14 protein-coding genes are annotated in these 20,846 nt (G+C 64.0%); 9 read left to right on the plus strand and 5 right to left on the minus strand.

Translation table 11 applies throughout. The features are described from left to right. Positions 1-3: 3 nt before the first annotated feature. Positions 4-2,070, minus strand: coding sequence for an ATP-binding protein (locus C163_RS13860; RefSeq protein ID WP_025339328.1), 2,067 nt, complete (start codon positions 2,068-2,070; stop codon positions 4-6). 174 nt (positions 2,071-2,244) lie between these two features. Between C163_RS13860 and C163_RS13865 the strand changes: the two genes are divergently transcribed. Further along, positions 2,245-2,931, plus strand: a complete 687-nt coding sequence (locus C163_RS13865; RefSeq protein ID WP_025339329.1) for a type 1 glutamine amidotransferase domain-containing protein — start codon at positions 2,245-2,247, stop codon at positions 2,929-2,931. A gap of 133 nt (positions 2,932-3,064) precedes the next feature. Continuing rightward, positions 3,065-3,871, plus strand: coding sequence for a CSS-motif domain-containing protein (locus C163_RS13870; protein ID WP_025339330.1), 807 nt, complete (start codon positions 3,065-3,067; stop codon positions 3,869-3,871). Positions 3,872-3,894: 23 nt separating this feature from the next. Here C163_RS13870 and hppD read toward each other — a convergent pair whose 3' ends face one another. After that, positions 3,895-4,971 (minus strand): 4-hydroxyphenylpyruvate dioxygenase, encoded by a 1,077-nt coding sequence (gene hppD, locus C163_RS13875; RefSeq protein ID WP_025339331.1) that lies wholly within the window; start codon positions 4,969-4,971, stop codon positions 3,895-3,897. 299 nt (positions 4,972-5,270) lie between these two features. On the opposite strand from hppD, the gene C163_RS13880 reads away from it, so the two are divergent. Together C163_RS13880 and rarD are read left to right on the plus strand one after the other, a co-directional pair. Further along, a complete protein-coding gene (locus tag C163_RS13880; protein ID WP_025339332.1) occupies positions 5,271-6,857 on the plus strand; it encodes an EAL domain-containing protein in 1,587 nt (528 codons plus the stop codon). A 32-nt stretch (positions 6,858-6,889) separates the two neighbouring features. Beyond that, positions 6,890-7,777 carry an EamA family transporter RarD gene (gene rarD / locus C163_RS13885; protein WP_025339333.1) on the plus strand — a complete coding sequence of 296 codons (888 nt, stop codon included), beginning with the start codon at positions 6,890-6,892 and terminating at the stop codon, positions 7,775-7,777. Here the strand turns inward: rarD and C163_RS13890 are convergent. After that, complete coding sequence (locus tag C163_RS13890; RefSeq protein ID WP_025339334.1) at positions 7,740-9,311, minus strand: TerC family protein; 1,572 nt, start codon at positions 9,309-9,311, stop codon at positions 7,740-7,742. The genes rarD and C163_RS13890 overlap by 38 nt on opposite strands. A 395-nt stretch (positions 9,312-9,706) precedes the next feature. Here C163_RS13890 and C163_RS13895 point away from each other — a divergent pair, with 395 nt between their 5' ends. After that, on the plus strand, positions 9,707-10,294 hold the full coding sequence (locus tag C163_RS13895) for a LysE family translocator (RefSeq protein ID WP_025339335.1): 588 nt from the start codon (positions 9,707-9,709) through the stop codon (positions 10,292-10,294). 92 nt (positions 10,295-10,386) lie between these two features. Here the strand turns inward: C163_RS13895 and C163_RS13900 are convergent, their stop codons facing one another. After that, positions 10,387-11,169 (minus strand): AraC family transcriptional regulator, encoded by a 783-nt coding sequence (locus tag C163_RS13900; RefSeq protein WP_025339336.1) that lies wholly within the window; start codon positions 11,167-11,169, stop codon positions 10,387-10,389. 162 nt (positions 11,170-11,331) lie between these two features. On the opposite strand from C163_RS13900, the gene C163_RS13905 reads away from it, so the two are divergent. The 4 genes from C163_RS13905 to C163_RS13920 all read left to right on the plus strand — a co-directional run bounded on the left by C163_RS13905 (position 11,332) and on the right by C163_RS13920 (position 18,751). After that, positions 11,332-15,159 (plus strand): leucine-rich repeat domain-containing protein, encoded by a 3,828-nt coding sequence (locus C163_RS13905; RefSeq protein ID WP_025339337.1) that lies wholly within the window; start codon positions 11,332-11,334, stop codon positions 15,157-15,159. Between the two features lie 148 nt (positions 15,160-15,307). Continuing rightward, entirely contained in the window at positions 15,308-16,927 is a 1,620-nt protein-coding gene (locus C163_RS13910) for an NADP-dependent glyceraldehyde-3-phosphate dehydrogenase (protein WP_025339338.1), read from the plus strand. Between the two features lie 111 nt (positions 16,928-17,038). After that, positions 17,039-17,506: a VOC family protein gene (locus C163_RS13915; RefSeq protein WP_025339339.1), complete on the plus strand. Its 468-nt coding sequence runs from the start codon at positions 17,039-17,041 to the stop codon at positions 17,504-17,506. 63 nt (positions 17,507-17,569) lie between these two features. After that, the gene (locus C163_RS13920; RefSeq protein ID WP_025339340.1) at positions 17,570-18,751 is read left to right on the plus strand and encodes a hypothetical protein; all 1,182 of its coding nucleotides are present in this window, start codon (positions 17,570-17,572) and stop codon (positions 18,749-18,751) included. Positions 18,752-19,183: 432 nt separating this feature from the next. Here C163_RS13920 and ilvA read toward each other — a convergent pair whose 3' ends face one another. Then, complete coding sequence (ilvA, locus tag C163_RS13925) at positions 19,184-20,743, minus strand: threonine ammonia-lyase, biosynthetic (RefSeq protein ID WP_025339341.1); 1,560 nt, start codon at positions 20,741-20,743, stop codon at positions 19,184-19,186. Positions 20,744-20,846: the final 103 nt, after the last annotated feature.

Consider the following 20,846-nt stretch of genomic DNA (forward strand, 5'->3'; position numbering starts at 1 on the left):
GCTTCACTCCTCCAGCATGCGTAGCGCCTCATCCACCAGGTCCGCCAGCGCGAACGGCTTGTTCATCAATGCCGTGCCCGGCTGCTCGAGCAACTGCGCTTCGATCGGCTGACCCGCATAGCCGGTGATGAACAGGATCTTCTGCAACGGCAGCTGCATGCGCATGGCCTTGGCCACCTGGCGGCCACTGAAACCACCTGGCAAGCCGATGTCGGTGATTACCAGGTCGAACGGGCCGTCATGGCGGAAGCGCTCCAGCGCACTATTGGCGTCGCCCACATCAATGACCTCGAAACCACGCTCGGTCAGGTACTCGCGCATTACCGCACGCAAACCGAGCTCGTCATCGACCAGCAACAGGCGCTGCCCCCCGGCCATGCGTTGCGAGCGCTGCACCAGCGCGGGCGCCTCGGGTACCGGGTCATGGCTCCTTGGGAAAAGCATGCAGACCTTGGTGCCCTGGTTCGGCTCCGACTCGATCCAGGCGTAGCCCCCCGACTGGCCGACAAACCCATACACCATCGACAAGCCAAGCCCTGAACCACGCCCGACCGGCTTGGTGGTGAAGAACGGTTCAAAGGCCCGGGCAATGTCCACCGCCGGCATGCCGCGGCCATCATCCTCCACATGCAAGGCAACGTAGTCGCCTGGCGGCAGGCCGCCCTCATCCGGGAAACACGCCGTCAGCCGCTGGTTGACACTGCGCAGCGTGACATTGCCGCGATCCAGGCACGCTTCGCGAGCGTTGGTGCAAAGATTGATCAAGGCATTTTCAAGCTGGGAAACATCAAGGTTCACCGCCCACGGCGTGACATCCAGCTGCCAGTGCAAACGCATCTCGGCGCCCAGCGTGCTGCGCAGCAGTGGTTCGCTCAAGCGCAATTGCCGGTTGAAATCCAGCGGCCTGGGCGCCAAAGGTTGATGACGGGAAAACGCCAGCAAGCGATGGGTCAGCTCCATGGCACGCTGCACCGAATCACGCGCCACCTCGACATAGGTCTCCACGCGCTCCAGCCGTCCTTCCTGCAGGCGCCGTTGCAGCAACTCCAGGCTGCCGCCGATGCCGGACAGCAAGTTGTTCAGTTCATGGCCCATGCCCCCGGCCAACTGGCCAACCACTTCCAGGCGTTCGTTGTTGCGCATCAGGGCTTCGGATTGACGCGCGGCCTCTTCATGCTCCTCGGTGATGTCCCGGCCAACGGCAGTCAGCAGGCTGCCATCGAACCGCGCGCTCCAGCGAAAACAGTGGTAATGGCCATCGCAGTGACGCAGGCGCGTCTCTATCTGCTCGGCATTGCGGTATTGCAGGCACCCGGAAACCGCCACCTCAACCTCGGCGCGATCGGCCGGATGTACCAGGTCCAATACCGGAACACCCTGTACCTGCTCCTCGGCCCAGCCCAGAATGCGGTACCAGGCGGGGTTGGCGGCATGCACCTTCAGCTCGGGTGTAACCGTCATCATCGCATCACGCGACAACTGCCAGAACTGCTCACGCTCCACCAGGTGTCGCTCGACCTGCTGCTCGAAGCCTTGCGCCTGCTCCCGCCAGTGGCGGTGCGCCTCAACGCTGGCCGTGGTCTCGATCACCGCGTGCAGAAAACCTGCCACGTTGCCCAGTTCATCGCGCAACGGTGTGTAGCCGAACGCATACCACAACGGCTCCCCGCCTTCGCCGCAGGCAATACGCAGTGGTGGGTCCTCGACAAAACTCGAGTGCCCCTCGAGCGCCTTGAATACCCACGGCCCCATCGCCGGCCATACATCGCTCCAAAGCGCATCGAAGGCCATGCCCAATGCATCCGGGGCAACCGGCCGCAACGCCCGGTAGCCAGCATTGTGGACAACGTTGAGGTCTGGCCCCCAGACCACGGCACACGGGAACGGTGACAAGTGCATCATGTCGACGGCAATGCGCAACGAGGCCGGCCAGCGCGGCAGCGGCCCGAGCGATGTGCGCCCCCAGTCGAACTGTACAATCCGTTCGCCCATGGGGTCGATCGGTGCCAGCACAGGCGCCTGCAGAATGACCGGCGACGCAGGCTCGCGCGGCGTACCGTTTTCGACCACTATCGTGACTCCAGCATGGTTCAGGAAAAGTACGGGCGCCCCGTGAATGTGGTTCACGGTAGCACAACACACGCCGCGCAATATGGCGTACTTGCACCTGGGAGCTATGCTCATTAGGTTTTCCCTCGGGCCAGGGAGCAACGGCCCATTCAGGTTGCCGACGGGAGCGTGGTCATGAGCAAGAAAATGCTGGTGGTGCTGACCAATACAGCCAAGTACCCGACCCTCAAGCGGGCGACCGGATTGTGGCTGGGGGAAGCCGTGCACTTTGTCGAAAAAGTCGAGAAGGCCGGTTATACGGTCGATTATGTCAGCCCGCTGGGCGGCTACGTACCCGTCGACCCGCATAGCCTGCAAATGGCCCCCGAGCTGGACTGGCAGTGGTATGACGACAAGCGCTTCATGGCCCGCCTGGGCAACACTTTGAGCCCTGGCCAGGTGAAGGCCGATGAGTACCGCGTCATCTATTACACCGGCGGGCACGGGGTGATGTATGACTTTCCCGACAACCAGCCGCTGCAAGACCTGGCACGCCGGGTCTACGAGAACGAGGGCATAGTCGCAGCGGTCTGCCATGGTGTTGTCGGGCTGCTGAACATCAAGCTCAGCGACAACAGCCTGTTGCTCAAGGACCGTCAGATAACCGGCTTCTCCAATACCGAGGAGAAACTGGTCGAACTGGACAAGGTGGTCCCCTTCCTGACGGAAAACGAGCTGGGCGCGCGCGGCGGTATCTACAGCAAGCATGATGACCCGTGGCAGCCGTATGTGGTTGCCGATCGTCGGCTGATCACCGGGCAGAACCCTGCCTCCACAGAATTGCTGGCCGAGAAAGTGCTCGCGAAACTCAAGGGCCATTAGCGGCCTACGCCGGGCTTCCGGATTTCCCATAACGCGCACTGCACCCGGCCTACAGCCGGCCGGTCATTGAATACATAGGCTCAGGGTTCAACTGTTCACCACGAACAGTTTCGGACCGGAGAGCAATTGGCCTATGTCGAAAATCATGCACGCCGGGCGCAGCTTGCTGGAACTGCTGCTGCTCATCGCCTTGGGCCTGGTGCCCGTGGTTTCAGGGTTGCTGGTAATGGTATTCCAGCTGGAAACGAAACTCGCGGAAAACGCGAACATCTCGGTCCAGGAGGCAGTTTTCAGTGTTGATCAGGCGCTGGACCGCATGCACGAGACCGCTCTTCAGGCCCTGCCCTTTGCGGGCAAACCGTGCAACGACGTCATCGGCAAATTGCAGGACCAGGTGGCCGGCCGCTCCATGGTGCGTTCGCTGTCCCTGATCAAGGGCAACCAGGCCTACTGCAGCACCACTTCGGATTCACTGGCTGACTTGTCGGCCCTTGCCCTGTCCGGCCGCCAGGTCGAACTGGCTTACGGCTCAGGGGCAGCGACCAACAAACTGCTGGTCAACTTTTACCTGGGTGGCAACGACAACGGTGTCATAGTGACCGCCTATGAGATGCAACTGCGCAACGAACTGGACGGTTTCCAGGACGGCTTGACGCTGCTGCTGGAGTTTGGCGACCGGTACATCTGGAGCCACGGAGACAGCCGCGACAGGCAACGTCCCTCTCAGTCCGAGTTCACTGCAAACGCGCACTCGGTCAAATATGGATATCAGGTCAAGGGTGGCTACGCCCAAGGCTATACCGCCCGGGAAGCCCGCCAGTCGATGCTGCAAATCCTGCCTTCGCTGATGCTGGTGGGGATCGTGACAGGCTCGATTGTCTATCTGGCCCTGTTCAGGGCGCGGGTCGGCCGGCGTGGTACCGCCGCCAACCATGCATGACGGCGGCGGTACTCCAAAGGGGATCAGTCGGTGCTCAGCACACCACGGCGCACCTGGTCGCGCTCGATGGATTCGAACAGGGCCTTGAAGTTGCCCTCGCCAAAGCCGTCGTCACCCTTGCGCTGGATGAACTCGAAGAACACCGGGCCGAGCAAGGTCTCGGAGAAGATCTGCAGCAGCAGGCGCTTGTCATCAGGCTGGGAGGCGCCATCGAGGAGAATGCCGCGCGCTTTCAGCTGGTCTACCGGCTCGCCGTGACCTGGCAGGCGCTCTTCGAGCATCTCGTAGTAGGTTTGCGGCGGTGCCGTCATGAAGCGCATGCCGAAGCCCTTGAGTGCGTCCCAGGTCTTGAGCAGGTCATCGGTCAGGAAGGCGACGTGCTGGATGCCTTCGCCATTGAACTGCATCAGGAACTCTTCGATCTGCCCGGAGCCCTTGGACGATTCTTCGTTCAGCGGGATGCGGATCATGCCATCCGGTGCGGTCATGGCACGCGAAGTCAGGCCGGTGTACTCACCCTTGATGTCGAAATAGCGGATTTCGCGGAAGTTGAACAGCTTCTCGTAGAAGCCGGCCCAGTACGACATGCGCCCGCGATAAACGTTGTGGGTGAGGTGGTCGATGATCTTCAGGCCGGCACCCACCGGGTTGCGGTCCACGCCCTCGATGAACTTGAAGTCGATATCGTAGATCGAGCTGCCTTCCTCGAAACGGTCGATCAGGTACAGCGGCGCACCACCGATGCCCTTGATCGCCGGCAGGCGCAGCTCCATCGGCCCGGTTTCGATTTCCACCGGCTGGGCGCCCAGTTCCAGGGCGCGGGCATAGGCCTCGTGGGCGTTGCGCACGCGGAACGCCATGCCGCATACCGACGGGCCATGTTCGGCGGCGAAGTACGAGGCGATGCTCTTGGGTTCGTTGTTCAGGATCAGGTTGATGTCACCCTGGCGATACAGGTGCACATCCTTGGAACGGTGGGTAGCGACCTTGGTGAAGCCCAGCATCTGGAATACCGGCTCGAGTACGCCAGGGGTCGGCGAAGCCAGTTCGATGAATTCAAAGCCCATCAGGCCCATCGGATTGTCGAAGATATCAGCCATGTTCGTGTCCTCATCTGCAGCGAAAAATTATTGATTGCGTGGGATGTGGCACGGAAACGGCGGTGAGCACGGGATACCCCGCACGCTGCGGGCGAGGAAGTCACCTATTATCAGCTTGAACCCATGGTATGTCATATGGACCCATTCTCGGCGGGCTTGATCCTTCGGTATCGAAGGAGCTTATTGTTGTATTCGTAAATCGATTCTACATTGCGTAAAATGGTTTGTCGCGCTTTAGTTGCTCACGGGTTCCGACAAGCGGCTATCCTCTCGTAATCCTTCCTACAGATCAGGTCAGCATGCCCCTTACCGTCAAACGCCGCGCCGGCTTCGGCTGGCGCACCCTGTTGCCCTGGGTCGTCGGCGTGCTGCCGGTGGCGTGCGGCCTGGCCGTGATGAACTGGCAGATCGAGCGCGAAATGCAGGCCAGCAGCCAGGCCACCGCCCGCCAGGTGGTGGAACACGTCGAGCGCATTCTCGACAACCTGTCCAGCGCTGCCAATGCCCTGCTGCCACTTGTCGACAGCCCGTGCGACGAGGCCCAGCTCATGCTGCGCGCCCAGGTCACGCGCAAAGCCTTCGTGCGCTCGACCAACCTGTTCCGGCACAACGCCCTTTATTGCACCTCGCTGTTCGGCGCATTCGACGAGCCGGTCAACCCCGGCGACTACATCGACGGCAAGCTGTGGCTAATGGACGGCAACTCAGTCACACCGGGCCACCCGCTGCTGGTGTATCGGGCCAGCGACGGCGACCGCGGCGCGATCAGTACGGTGGATGGCGAACACCTGCTGACGGCGCTGCGCCTGATCGGCCCCGATGAAGACCTGCAGATCCGCGTGGGCGATGCCTGGCTGGGCAAGGATGGCATCGTGCACAAAGGCGTGCCCCCTGCCGCGGCCAGCGCGAATGTGCAGCTGGGCTCGACCCGTTACCCGTTCAGCGTGCATGGCGGCTACGGCGCCGACAAGCAGGGCCAGCTGTGGCGCAGCCACTACCCCGCCCTGTTCGGCTTGCTGCTGGTACTGGGCGCGGTGGCCGCCCTGGTGTGCCGCTGGCAGGTTCGCCGCGCCACCTCGCCTCGTGCCGAACTGCGTCGGGCCCTGGAGGCCGACGAGTTCCTGCCGTACTTCCAGCCGGTGGTGCGCAAGGGCGACTACCGCTGGGCCGGCGCCGAAGTGCTGATGCGCTGGAACCACCCGCGCGAAGGCCTGGTACGCCCCGACCTGTTCATCCCCTACGCCGAACACAGCGGGCAGATCGTCGCCATGACCCGTGCGCTGATGATGCACACCGCGCAGAACCTAGCACCCTATGCCGGGCTGCTGGAGGACGGTTTCCATATCGGCATCAACATCACTGCAGACCACTGCCGCGACTTCAGCCTGCTGGACGACTGCCGCACCTTCCTCCAGCACTTCCCGCCAGGCCGGGTGGTGCTGACCCTGGAGCTGACCGAGCGCAAGCTGATCGAGGCCACGCCGGTGGCTCTGGAACTGTTCGAAAAGCTCGACGCCATGGGTGTGAAGATTGCCCTGGACGACTTCGGCACCGGCCAGTCAAGCCTCAACTACCTGCGCCAGTTCAAGGTCGACTACCTGAAGATCGACCAGAGCTTCGTCGCCATGATCGGTGCCGACGCGCTGTCGGTGCACATCCTCGAGACCATCATCGAGCTGTCGGCCAAGCTGGGCCTGGGCATCGTTGCCGAGGGCGTGGAAACCGAAGCCCAGCGCGACTACCTGGCCCGTCACGAGGTGGACTTCCAGCAGGGCTACCTGTTCGCCAGACCCATGCCGGCTGCCCAATTCCTCGAGGCGCTGGCGGCACGCCCGGCTGCGTCGCGGTTGCCGCAAGCCGCGCCCCCTGAGATCATGCGCGGCTGATCCACCCGCTCAATTCCCTATTCGAGGCATTCGTGTCAAAAGGCATTCTTTCGTCGGTCATGGCGTCCTGTCTGTTCGCCGTGATGTACTTCTATACCTCTCTGCTCACGCCGCTTGATGGCGAAGAGATCTTTGGCTGGCGCACCCTGTTGACGCTGCCCTGCCTGACCCTGTTCATGCTTGTCTCGAAAGACTGGAAACGGGTGGGTGAACTACTTGCCCGGGTAAAACGCACGCCGCTGCTGTTGCTGGGCATGGTCGCCACATCGTGGCTGATGGGCGTGCAGCTGTGGCTGTTCCTCTGGGCACCCCTGCACGGGCGCAGCCTGGAAGTGTCGATGGGCTACTTCCTGCTGCCGCTGGCCATGGTCCTGACCGGGCGGCTGGTGTATGGCGAGCGCCTGTCACGCCTGCAGAAGGTGGCCGTGGCCTGCGCCGCGCTGGGCGTGGGCCACGAGCTGTACCAGCATGGCAGTTTCGCCTGGGAAACCCTGGTGGTGACGATCGGCTACCCGATCTACTTCGTGTTGCGCAAGCGCTGCCGCACCGAACACCTGGGCGGCCTGTGGTGCGACATGTGCCTGCTGTTGCCCTGGGCGTTGTACTTCGTGATCCAGGGCCCGCTTTCCCCTGCCGATCTGCAGGCACACCCCGGGCTGTATGCGTTGATCCCGATCCTCGGGGCGATCAGCGCCTCGGCCCTGATCGCCTACGTGCTGGCCAGCCGCCTGCTGCCTTTCAGCCTGTTCGGCCTGCTCAGCTACGTCGAACCGGTGCTGCTGGTGGGCGTGGCGCTGCTGCTGGGCGAAACCATCGGCCCGGATCAGTGGCTGACCTACCTGCCGATCTGGGCCGCGGTGCTGGTGCTGGTGATCGAGGGCTTCAAGCACCTGCTGCGTCAACGTCGCCGCTCGGTGTAAGCCGAACCTGGCGCACCCGCCGCTCCTCGACCGCCTCCACGGTCAGCGTCCAGCCATTCCAGGCCAGGCGGTCGCCAACCATGGGCAGGCGGTCGAGCAGGCTCATCACCAGGCCCGCGAGGGTCTGGTAGTCCTCGGTGGCGCGGGCGCTGAAGCCGGTACGCGCCTGCACCTGGCTCAGGTTCAACGCACCGCTGACCACAAAGCCTTCACCTTCCTGGACGATGCCCGGGCCTTCGACCTCGCTGGCATCCGGCAGCTCGCCGGCAATCGACTCGAGGATATCGGTCATGGTCAGCAGGCCGGTGAAGTCACCGAACTCGTTGACGACGAAGGCAATGTGCGTCGACTGGCCTCGCATCTGCTCCAGGGCGTTGAGGATGCTGAAGCTTTCCAGCAGGTTCAGCGGTACCCGGGCCATGCCTTCCAGATCGGGCTGGCTGCCCGACAGCAGCTCCTTGAGCAGCTCCTTCTTGTGCACGAAGCCCAGTGGCTCGTCCACGCGGCCATCGCGGATCAGCGGCAGGCGCGAGTACGGCGAATTGGCCAGGGCCTGGGCAATGGCGCCGGCCGGCTGCGCCAGGTCGATCACATCGACCTCGGCGCGGGCGGTCATTACCGTGCGGATCGGCCGCTCGGCCAGGTTCAGCACGCCACTGATCATCACTCGTTCACGGCGGTCGAACAGCACCTGCTCCTCACCACCTTCGACCAGGTCGGCGATTTCCTCGCCCACCTCGTCAGCCTCGACCCGGCGGCCACCCAGCAGGCGCAGCACGGCCTGCGCGGTGCGCTCACGCAGCGGCCGGTGCTGCTGCAGGCTGCGCTTGCGGCGGGCACGGGCCAGCTGGTTGAACAGCTCGATCAGGATCGAGAAGCCGATGGCGGCGTACAAGTAGCCTTTCGGGATATGGAAGCCCAGGCCTTCGGCGGTAAGGCTGAAGCCGATCATCATCAGGAAGCCCAGGCACAGCATGATCACCGTAGGGTGGGCGTTGACGAAGCGGGTCAGCGGCTTGCTGGCAACGATCATGATGCCGATCGAGAAGATCACCGCGATCATCATCACCGACAAATGCTCGACCATGCCCACCGCGGTAATCACCGCGTCCAGCGAGAACACCGCATCGAGCACCACGATCTGCGCAACGATCGGCCAGAACGCAGCATGGCGCACCGCGCCACTGGCCTGGGTCACATGGCCTTCCAGGCGCTCGTGCAGCTCCATGGTGGCCTTGAACAGCAGGAACACGCCACCGAACAGCATGATCAGGTCACGGCCGGAGAAGCTCTTGTCGAACACCTCGAACAACGGCGCGGTCAGGGTGACCATCCACGAGATACTGGCCAACAGGCCCAGACGCATGATCAGCGCCAGGCTCAGGCCAATGACCCGCGCGCGGTCGCGCTGATGCGGCGGCAGCTTGTCGGCGAGGATGGCGATGAACACCAGGTTGTCGATACCCAGCACCAGCTCGAGGACGATAAGCGTCAGCAGGCCCAGCCAGGCCGTGGGGTCGGCTAGCCATTCCATTAGCGGGTACTCACGAGGGCAGCGTCACGAGGACGGGAGAAGGAAGGCCTTGAAGGCCGGGGACTGGGGGGCTCCGCGAAGGTGCTCATATGGACCTTGATAGCAAATTGGGAAAACGATCCTACTAGCACAGCAGCTTTCCGGAATAGCGCAAAACTATTTCAAAACCTGTAACAACCTTGTAGGAGCGGCCTTGTGTCGCGATCGGGCCGCACAGCGGCCCCAGCTAATGATGCAGCGCTGCTGAAACCCGGGGGCCGCTGTGCGGCCCGATCGCGACACAAGGCCGCTCCTACGCAAAAATGCGCTGGCCGGGCGTGAGGTACTTTTCTTCAATACCGCAGGCTGTCGATGCCCGAGCATGGAGGCCACCCTCAACCAAACGGATCCCCTTCATGAGCCTGTCCCTGTCCATGGCCGCTTTCGCACTGGCGGCCTCGATCTCCCCCGGCCCGGTCAACATCGTTGCGCTGGGCAGCGGTGCCCGCCATGGCCTGCGTGCCAGTCTGGCGCATGTGGCTGGCGCCACGCTGGGCTTCTGCCTGTTGCTGGTGCTGGTCGGCCTGGGCCTGCATCAGTTGTTGCTGCGCTGGCCTTTGCTGGGCCTGCTGTTGCACTGGGGCGGCGTGGCGTTCCTGCTGTACATGGCATGGAAGCTGGCCAGCGACGATGGGCAGCTGGGCAGCGCCCATCCCGCCCAGGCCCCCTCGGCCTGGCACGGCGCGGCAATGCAATGGCTCAACCCCAAGGCATGGCTGGCAGCGGTGGCCGGGGTTGGCGCCTACACCGGCGGCGAGCAGCAGTTGCTGTGGCTGTTTGCCTGGATCTACGGGCCAATCTGTTTCATTTCGGTGGCCAGCTGGGCGTGGGCCGGGAGCGTGGTTCGCCAGTACCTGGGCAACCCACGGCACATGCGCCTGCTGAATCGGGGCTTGGCGGTGCTGCTAGTGGGCAGCGCGGTTTATCTGGTCATTCAAGGCTAGCTGCACCAGCCCTGTCGCTGCCCTCAAGACCTGAGCTGTACCTGTAGGAGCTGGCTTGCCGGCGATAGGGCCATCACAGTCAAAATGGCAATTCAGCCGAATGCATTGCGGTAATGCCCCGGCGTCGCCGCCAGGTGCTGCTTGAAGGCCCGCTGCAGGTGCGCCTGGTCGGCAAACCCGGCCTCCTGCGCAACTTCGGCGATTGCCCGGCCCTGGCGCAGTTGCGCCCTGGCCAGCTGCACGCGCTGGTCGATCAGGTAGCCATGCGGCGTCAGGCCGAAGCGTTGGCGGAACGCGCGAATCAGGTAGGAACGCGACAGGCCGCAGGCCGCGCAGATGTCGTCCAGGCTCAGCGGGTCGCCACGATGGGCGCGTATGAACGCTGCCGCCGCGTCCAGTCGCGGGTTGCCCTCGTCGTTCACACTGGCATTACCGCCAAGCATGCCCGGCAGTGCGCCAAACAGTGCCGCCAGGCGGCCTTCGCGGTCCGGCACGCTGGCGTCGAACAGGTCGGCAAAGGCCTGCAACAGGCACCGGTACAATACCGGCGAGCTACTCCAGGCCTGGGCCGGCAAGGCAAACCCCAGCGCCTGCAACCAGGGCATGTCGACGAACAACATCAGGTAGGACCATGGCTCCCCGGCGATGGGGTTGCAGGCGTGCACCACGCCTGGGTTCATCAATACCGTGGCACCAGCCGCCACCTCGATGCACTGGTCACCGTACAGGTAGGTGCTGCGCCCACCCGTGATCACCCCGATGGAAAAGCTCTCGTGGGAATGCGCGGCGTAGCACACCTGGCGCCCGTCCCCTACCCGCCGGGCTTCGACGAAGGGCAACGCCGGGTCGCGCCAGAACCGTGATACTTCGATCATCCCTCACCCCGCTCGCCGCTGCCATGAGCCCGAATACTACACGCTTGTCACGGAATCAGCTGGCAACCGCAGGCCATATATCCAGCCCGCGTTATCCCATTACCACTTGGCCATCGATAAATACCGTTTGATGCCCCCTCTTTGCATGAAAGGAGCATCGACATGCCAGCCATCAACCCTCATCAACCCTTGCTCGAGGCGCAGCTGCCGCACTGGGCACGCCAGGTAACGCCCAATCAATGGGCCGCGTTGAAGCGAACCCAGATCGCCCCGTGGAAGGCGCAGGACTGGTTCGCCAATGCTGCCCCCGACCTGCGTGAAACAGTGCATGCCAGCCAGGCGCGCCTGATGCAGGCGCAAGCAGCCTTGGCCGGCTCGCTCAAAGGCCTGAAACAGATCACTGAATTCGCCGAGCCATTGCTGCAACGGCGTCTTGCCGAACAAGGCTTTCACGCGCCGCTGCGCAATAGCCAACTGCTGCGGGTCGAGCGCAGCTGGCACTGGGCAGCCCTGCGCTATCTTTACCGCCATCGCCGCGACAACCTGCTACAGGCCGCCCTGCAGAACTTCGCCAGCGACGAAGTGTTCACCGCTGAAAGTGCCATTGCCCTGGGCGATAACATTCAGGTGACGCCGATTCTGGTACAAGGCTCCGCCCCCTTCGGCATGCAATCACCCGTCGCGCACTTTCCATTGCAGTCGGAGCACTATCAGGTGGAACGGCTGCCACTTGAGCCGGCCGCTTTCGCCACACAGTGCCGTGACCTGGACCTGGGTGAGGCTTACCAGGCCCACCTGGAACAGCACCTTGCCCAGCCCGCCACCCGGGCCTTGGCCATCCAGGTTGAGAAAGACCGCCTGCGCCTGGCGGCCGACCTTGCCTTTCTGCGGCACCTGCTTGACGGCAGCACGCGCGATCAGGTCGAACAGCTTTTGCAGGGTGGTGCCGTGAGGTGCTGGCAACTGGCGCTGTTCGGCACGCCCCTGCACGAGGTCATGCTGATCGATGCCGGCAGTGCGGGGCTGGCGCTGTACCTGCCCGGCCATGACCCGGCCCTGCGTCAATGCAGCAACCTGGAAGCGGTACACGACACGCTGGCGACCTTGCTGCTGGAGCCCGATGCCCGCCAGGCCTTCACTGCGTACATCAGGCAGGACCAACGCACGCACTTTCTCGACCTGTTGCAGCAGAACCTCGACGCCACAGGCAACACGGCCTTTGACCGCCCTTGGCAGCGCGCAGTGCAAGCGGACCTGCGCCCCACACGCGTGGCCATCACGGCCGAGCCTTTCGGCCACTACCAGGACCTGCACCTGGCCCGCCTCAAGCACGAAGCCAGCCTGCTGGCGGTTCCGACAGCCATGGCCGATGCCAACGCGCGAACCAGGCGCCTGGAGGAATGGGAAAGCCTTGGCCTGGATGCACTCGGTATTGCCGCGTTCTTCGTTCCGGGTGCAGGCACCCTGATGCTGGCCGTCACTGCCTGCCAACTGCTCGGCGAGGCCTTCGAGGGCTACCAGTCCTGGCATGAAGGCGACCGTCACCTGGCACTGCGCCACCTGGAGGCGGTCGGCCTGAACCTGGCCCTGATCGGAGGGTTCGTGGCAGCGGGCAAGGTCGTGCCCAAGCTGTTCAACAGCCCGTTGATGGAAAGCCTGCAGCAAGTACGCGGCAACGACGGGCGCTACCGGCTCTGGAATGAAGACCTCACCCCCTACCGCAGTGCCGTGACACTGCCCGAAACCCTGCAGCCCAATGCACTTGGCCAGTACCTGTATCAGGGCCGGTATTTCATCCGCATGGACGGCCAGCTCTTCGAACAACGCTTCGATCACGACCTGCAGCAATGGCAGGTCATTCACCCCGACACGCCCGACGCCTGGCAGCCACCGCTGACGCACAATGCCCTAGGTGCCTGGCGCGGCCAGCATGAACAGCCCGGCCAGTGGCCATTCGCGAAGCTGGCGCGCCGCCTCGGCCCTGCATATGCCGCTTTCACGCCAGAACAGTTGACGCAAGCCGGCCGCCTCTGCGGCATCGACGCCGCGCAGTTGCGCCGGGTGCACCTGGAAGGCCGAGCAACGCCCCCGCTGTTGCTAGATGCCCTGCAACGCATGGCGGCACAGGCCGGGGTAGAGGCGTTGGCCGACAAGGCCCCGCCGGGCCTGTTCGAGCGCCTCTACAACGGCAGCGCGCCCACCACCCCGTCAACGCAGAAGCTGCTCGCTGCCTATCCGCGGCTTTCCCCTGCCCTGGCCACGCGTGTGCTGACACCGCTGGGCGAGGCTGAATCGCTCGCCTGGCAACAGCAGGGTCAGCTACCCATTCAGGTTCGCCAGGCACTGGAACAGGTGCACAGCGAGCTGCCCCTGGTACGCGCCCTGGAGGGCGTGCTTCAGCCAGCCCGGGCCAGCAGCGACAGCGAACGCCTGCTGTTCAGCGCCCTGGATGCCATGCCCGACTGGCCTGCGGACCTGCGCCTGGAGCTGCATGGCGCAAGCCCCCAAGGCCCTTTGCTGGAGCATGTCGGCAGCGACCAGGCCAGCACCCTGCGCCGTGTGATCAAAACGACCGAAGGCTATGAGGTCGACCGGGGCGAGCGTCCTGCACCTGGACCGCGTGATCCGGACCTCTGCCATGCCATAGAGCAGGCACTGCCACGCTCGCATCGCGATACGCTGGGTTTCCCGACGGCCGATGGCAGCTCGCTACGCCAGCGCGTACTGGGTTGGGTCGACCTGCACAGACAGACACTTGCCCAACGCCTCTGGGGTCATCGCGCGCTGCTGCGCAAGCCCATGGGCAGCTTGCGCGGCGGTCGGCCGCTTGCCCCCGAACCGCCTCAGCCGCGCCTGGCAGGCTCGCTGGCCGGGGCCTATCGGCGCTTGTTCCCCGACGCCACCGACTGGGAATTCGAAAACTGGCTCGGCAACGACGAGGACAACCCGTACGTCGATGACATTCGCTCACCCACACAGCGGCTGCACGACCTGCAGCAGCGGCTGGATACTTTGCGCCGCGACCTGCATGAATGGGCCCGGCCCGATCCGCAGCGCCCGCACCAGCGGCACCTGGCCATCCGCCCCATCCTCAACGCCTGGCGGCGGCTGTCGACTGTAGCGCTTGAAGGGGGTGGCAGCCTGCACAGCCTGGACCTGTCCGGCCTGGAGCTGGACAACCAGGACTTGGCCAGCCTGGCCTTGCCAGACGACTTCACCCATGTGCAGCACCTGTCACTCAGCTACAACCGTTCGCTCAGCCAGTTGCCGGCCGAGTTCCATGAACGCTTCCCCAACCTCAAGCGCCTGCTGCTGAGCGACTGCCGGTTCGACACCGTGCCCCACCTGAGCAGCCCTGAACAGCTCGCCTGGCTGGACCTGGAAGGCAACCGCATTACCTGGAGTACCCAGGCCCAGCAGGCACTGAACCGCTGCACCGGGCTCAACGTGCTGGACCTTTCGGGCAACCCGCTGCTGGAAGCCCCGGACCTGCGCGGCCTGGCCTTTTTGAGGACGCTGTTCCTGAACGACTGTGCGCTCAGCGAACTGCCGCAAGGCCTGGACCAGATGATCGAGCCCATCATCCTGGACATTGGCGACAACCAGCTGGTGCGGCTGCCAGAGGGTTTCAACCTGCCACGGCCAGTCGCAAACGCCCTGCGCCTGGAAAGCGAATGGCTGGGCGCACCTGTGCTCGCGCAGATCGAGTCCTACAACACCGTGCATCAGGTGGACCTGCTGGTGTGCGAAGGCGACTACCTGGAATTCTTCGAACAGACCGGCCCGGCAGAACTGGCCCTGTGGCAGCGTTTGCCGCTGCAGTATCGGCGCGACCTCAGGCCCTTGCTTGAACTTGAACCGTTCCTGTCCCACCCAAGGCAAGCCCGTGCAGAGTTCTGGCGGCGCCTGGCCCTGATCGAGGCAGACCCCGCCCTGCGTCAGCAATGGTTGACGCACCCACCGTACGACCTGTTCAACCTCCCGCTTTGACCGCCCCCGGGTGCCTGCCTGCACAACAGGCAGGCATTTGCCGCCATGTTAAGCCAGACTGGTGTTTTTCCGGCGGCCGGTGCATGCTCCTAGCTGAAGCGATTCACCCCGGCTTGAAACCCGCCCAGCAATGTGAGGTGCAGTACCCATGGACCGTCTGCTCGATTCACTCTTCCCCAGCGCCGAGAACATCCCGGAAACCTGGCGCCTGGAAGCCCCCCTGGAACAACGCGACTATCTGGTGAACGGCGAGCTCAGGCGCTGGGACGGCCCCCTGGCCACGGTGCGCAGCCCGGTCTGGCTCAAGGAAGGCAACGATGAGCATCAGGTGGTGTTGGGCAGCGCCCCGCTGCTCGATGCCGACACCGCGCTCACCGCCCTCGATGCTGCCGTGCAGGCCTACGACAAAGGCCGTGGCGCCTGGCCGAACATGCGCGTGGCCGAGCGCATCCAGCATGTCGAGACCTTCCTGGCGCGCATGCGTGAACAGCGCCAGGCCGTGGTCAAGCTGCTGATGTGGGAGATCGGCAAGAACCTCAAGGATTCGGAAAAGGAATTCGACCGCACCTGCGACTACATCGTCGACACCATCAACGCCCTCAAGGACCTCGACCGCCGTTCCAGCCGCTTCGAGCTGGAACAGGGCACGCTGGGCCAGATCCGCCGTGCACCACTGGGCGTGGCCCTGTGCATGGGGCCATACAACTACCCGCTGAACGAAACCTTCACCACGCTGATCCCGGCGCTGATCATGGGCAACACCGTGGTGTTCAAGCCGGCCAAGTTCGGCGTGCTGCTGATTCGGCCGTTGCTAGAAGCCTTCCGTGACAGCTTCCCGCCAGGGGTGATCAACGTCATCTACGGCCGTGGCCGGGAAACGGTCAGCGCGCTGATGGCCAGCGGCAAGGTCGATGTGTTCGCCTTCATCGGCACGCACAAGGCCGCCAGCGACCTGAAGAAGCTGCACCCGCGCCCACACCGGCTGCGCGCCGCGCTGGGGCTGGATGCCAAGAACCCGGGCATCGTGCTGCCCCAGGTGGACCTCGACAACGCCGTCGAAGAGGCAGTCACCGGTGCGCTGTCGTTCAATGGCCAACGCTGCACGGCGCTGAAGATCCTGTTCGTCCACGAGGACGTGGTCGATGCCTTCCTCGACAAGTTCCAGCGCAAGCTGGCCGCGCTCAAGCCCGGCATGCCTTGGGAGCCGGGCGTGGCGCTGACGCCGCTGCCCGAGCCCGGCAAGGTCGACTACCTCGACGGCCTGGTCGCCGATGCCACCGCCAAGGGCGCACGCGTGCTCAACGAAGGCGGTGGGCACAGCCGTGGCTCGTTCTTCTACCCGGCCGTGCTGTACCCGGTGAAGAGCGACATGCGCGTGTACCACGAGGAGCAGTTCGGCCCGCTGGTGCCGGTAGTGCCCTACCGCGACCTGCAGACGGTGATCGACTATGTACTGGACTCCGACTACGGCCAGCAACTGAGCCTGTTCGGCAATGACCCGGCGACCATCGGCAGCCTGGTCGACATCTTCGCCAACCAGGTCGGGCGCATCAACATCAACGCGCAATGCCAGCGCGGCCCCGACACCTACCCGTTCAACGGCCGCAAGAACAGCGCCGAAGGCACCCTGTCGGTACATGACGCCCTGCGTGTGTTCTCGATCCGCACCTTGGTCGCAACGCGCTTCCAGGAGGCCAACAAGGAACTGATCAGCGAGATCATTCGCAACCGGCAGTCGAGTTTCCTGACCACCGACTACATCTTCTGACCGCCGCGCTTATAGAGAATCGGTCTATCACCCCTGTCGATTTTCCATCCGCGCAAACGACTCTAAGCAACAGGGGCGCCAACCGGCGCCCACTTCCAAGGAGAGTCGAACATGGCAGCCAAACCCATTCCCGAAGGCCAGCACAGCATCACGCCCTACCTGGCCATCAATGACGCCGCCAAGGCCATCGAGTTCTACAAGAAGGCCTTTGGCGCAGTGGAAATGTTTCGCCTCGATGCCCCTGGCGGCCGCGTTGGCCATGCCGAGCTGAAAATCGGTGATTCGTCGCTGATGCTGGGCGACCCCTGCGACATGGAAGGCGGCCTCACCGCCAGCCAGAAGCTCAGCGGCACAGGCGTGGGCCTGCACCTGTATGTCGAAGACTGCGACAAGGTCTACGCCCAGGCCCTGGCCGCCGGCGGCACCCAGTTGCATCCCTTGACCGACCAGTTCTACGGTGACCGCAGCGGCACCCTGAAAGACCCGTTCGGCAACATCTGGTTCGTTTCCACCCACAAGGAGGACCTGACCCCCGACGAAATTCGCGCCCGCGCGGCGAAGATGTTCGGTGGCAACTGAGTGGTAAGTTGAAAGCGGCGCGACTTTGCTTGAAGCTTGGGGCTCGTAGCTGGGAGCTGCTTCATGCGAATCATCGACAAAACCGCCGCACAGGTCCGTAGCCTGACCCCTGCAGAAGAGGAGCTGCTGGTCGGCTTTGCCACCGGCAGCCTCGCCGGCCCGCGCCTGCTGCAGGCCAACCAGTTGCTGATGAAGGTGCGCAACGCTAACCAGTGGCTGGCCTGCGACTGCCGCAACGATGCCTTGCCGGTACTCAATGTCACCCTCAACGGCAGCACCGGTACGCTGTTTCTCAAGAACAACCCGGGTACCACCGAACACGCGCCCGGCTGCCCGTTCACCAAGGACGAGCGGGAGGCGGCCGAGCGCGAGAACGACCCCGCGCCACCCGCTGCCTGGCTGCCGCCTGACACACCGTTGCGCCTGATCGGCGACTTCCGCAGCGGCGCCGCCGGTGTCGGCGGCGATGGCAGCGAGCGGCGCGACCAACAGCGCCTGCTGTCACTGCTGCTGACCTGGATCGAGACCAGCGGCCTGAACCTGTATGCCACGCACCTGAAAAAGGACCTGACCGGGCAGTTTGCCGAGTTGCGCAGCGTTGCCAGCCGCTATCCGCTGCTGGAACGGGTGCCCGCCAGCAACTACCTGGAAACCCGCCTGGACATGAAGCACATGATGATGCTCAAGTCCCGCCTGCGCGAAGCCACGGTGTTCGGCAACCACCGCCGCCACGGCCTGCTGCTGGACTGCGTGGGCCAGATCAAGGGGCGCAAGCTGTTCAGCAACCGCAGTGAAGACGGCTTCGACTTCCAGGGCCACCACCTGTACTGGGGCGGCAACCGCACCAACGGGCCATTGCTGGCGCTGATGCTCTATTCACCGACCAGTGCCGGCAGCCATTACTACGAGCTGATCCATGTCGCCAGCGTACCGGTACTGTCCCGCGCCCACCTGTTCCCGGTGTATCGCGACGAAGAACGCGAGCCGCTCAAGGCCCTGGTATCGCTGGTCGACTGGATGGCCGGCAAAGGTGTGAAAGTACAGATGCGCCGCCCGGTGATCGGCGGCCAGGTGATGGATGAACTGGTAATGACCTCGGACCAGGACCGAGTGTTGTCGGTATCGTTGCTGGAGCAGCCAATCGGCCCCGAACCGGATACCGAAAACTTCAAGCGTTACGCCGACTTCAAGAGCCTGGAAACCTTCCGCAAATTCGTTGCCGGCTTCTTCATGCGTGAGCGCTGAGCCCATCTCCCGGCACACACAAAACCTTGTAGGAGCGGCCTTGTGTCGCGATGGGCTGCAAAGCAGCCCCGGCAATTCATGCACTAGTGCTGAAACCCAGGGGCCGCTTCGCGGCCCTATCGCGACACAAGGCCGCTCCTACAGGTCCAGGGCATGCCTTGAGGGCGATGCTGGCCATGTGGAAGCAACTGTGTTGCTCAAATTCTAAAAGTTGGCGCGATCCCCTGTGGGAGCGGCCTTGTGTCGCGAAAGGGCTGCAAAGCAGCCCCAGCAATTTCAACTATCGCGCATCAATCCTGGGGCCGCGTTGCGGCCCTTTCGCGACACAAGGCCGCTCCCACAGGTACAGCGACAACCTCGAGATCAACGCTGCACCCGTGGGAGCTGGCTTGCCGGCGATGAGGCCCGTACAGGCTGCATGAGGTTTGTGTATCAACCCAGGAACAGCTTGTACGCCGGGTTGTCGGTCTCATCCCAGTACCGGTACCCCATCTCATCCAGCGCCAATGGCAACCCCGCCAACTCATCCCCCGGTACTTCCAGCGCCGCAAATACCCGTGCCTCCGCCGCACCATGGTTGCGGTAATGGAACAGGCTGATGTTCCAGCGCTTGCCAAGCCGCTCCAGAAAGCCCAGCAAGGCCCCCGGGCGCTCGGGGAATTCGAAGCGCAGCACCCGCTCGTCAGCGCCGGGCGCGGCATGGCCGCCAACGGTATGGCGCACATGCAGCTTGGCCAGTTCGTTGTCGGTCAGGTCCAGTACGCTGTAGCCCTGCTCGCGCAGGCTGGCCAGCAACTGGTCGCGCGGGTCGTGCAGCGGGTGTGTCTGCACACCCACGAACAGCCGCGCCTCCTTGCCGGGGTAATAGCGGTAGTTGAACTCAGTGATCTGCCGCTTGCCCAGTGCCTGGCAGAAGGCGCGGAAGCTGCCCGGCTGTTCCGGAATGGTGACAGCGATGATCGCCTCGCGCTGCTCGCCCAGTTCGGCACGCTCGGCCACATGGCGCAGGCGGTCGAAATTGACGTTGGCCCCGGAATCGATCGCCACCAGGGTCTGCCCCTGCACGCCCTCGCGCGCCACGTACTTCTTGATCCCGGCCACGGCCAGGGCCCCGGACGGTTCGGTGATCGAGCGGGTATCGTCATAGATGTCCTTGATCGCCGCGCACAGCTCGTCGCTGCTCACCGTCACCACTTCGTCAACGAAGTGCCGGCACAGCTCGAAGCAATGGGCGCCGATCTGTGCCACCGCCACACCATCGGCGAAGGTGCCGACCTGCGGCAGGATCACCCGCTCACCAGCGGCCATGGCAGCCTGCAGGCAGTTGGAGTCCTCCGGCTCGACGCCGATCACCTTCACCTCAGGGCGCAGGTATTTCACATAGGCGGCGATGCCAGCGATCAGCCCACCGCCACCCACCGGCACGAAGATGGCGTCCAGCGCCCCAGGGCGCTGGCGCAGGATTTCCATGGCCACGGTGCCCTGCCCGGCGATCACATCCGGGTCGTCGAACGGTGGCACGAAGGTGGCACCTTCGCTGTCGGCCAGTTTCAGCGCGTGGGCCAAGGCATGGGGGAAGCTCTCGCCGTGCAGCACTACATGGCCACCGCGCGAACGTACCCCTTCCACCTTCAGCGACGGCGTGGTGGTAGGCATGACGATGGTGGCCTTCATGCCCAGGTGCGATGCCGCCAGGGCCACACCTTGGGCATGGTTGCCCGCGGAGGCGGTGATCACGCCGCGCTCGCGCTGCACGATACTCAGGCGTGACAGGCGGGTGTACGCACCGCGGATCTTGAACGAGAAAGTAGGCTGCAGGTCTTCCCGCTTGAGCAACACCTGGTTGCCCAGGCTGGCAGACAACGCAGGCGCAGCTTGCAAGGGCGTTTCGATGGCCAGGTCGTACACCGGGGCGGCAAGAATGCGCCGCACCTGCTCCGACAGCAGTTGCTGGGGGGTGACGGTAGAACGAGGGCTGACGAAGCTGGTCATCGATGACTCCTTGGCTGTGTTCACGTTGCCCAGGAGTCAGAGAGAGAAACCCGCCTCCAGGGCGGGTTCGGTGCACGTACGCGCTAGCCCGCCAAACTGATAA

This window comes from Pseudomonas sp. FGI182, from assembly GCF_000511325.1.
Lineage (GTDB): Bacteria > Pseudomonadota > Gammaproteobacteria > Pseudomonadales > Pseudomonadaceae > Aquipseudomonas > Aquipseudomonas putida_Z.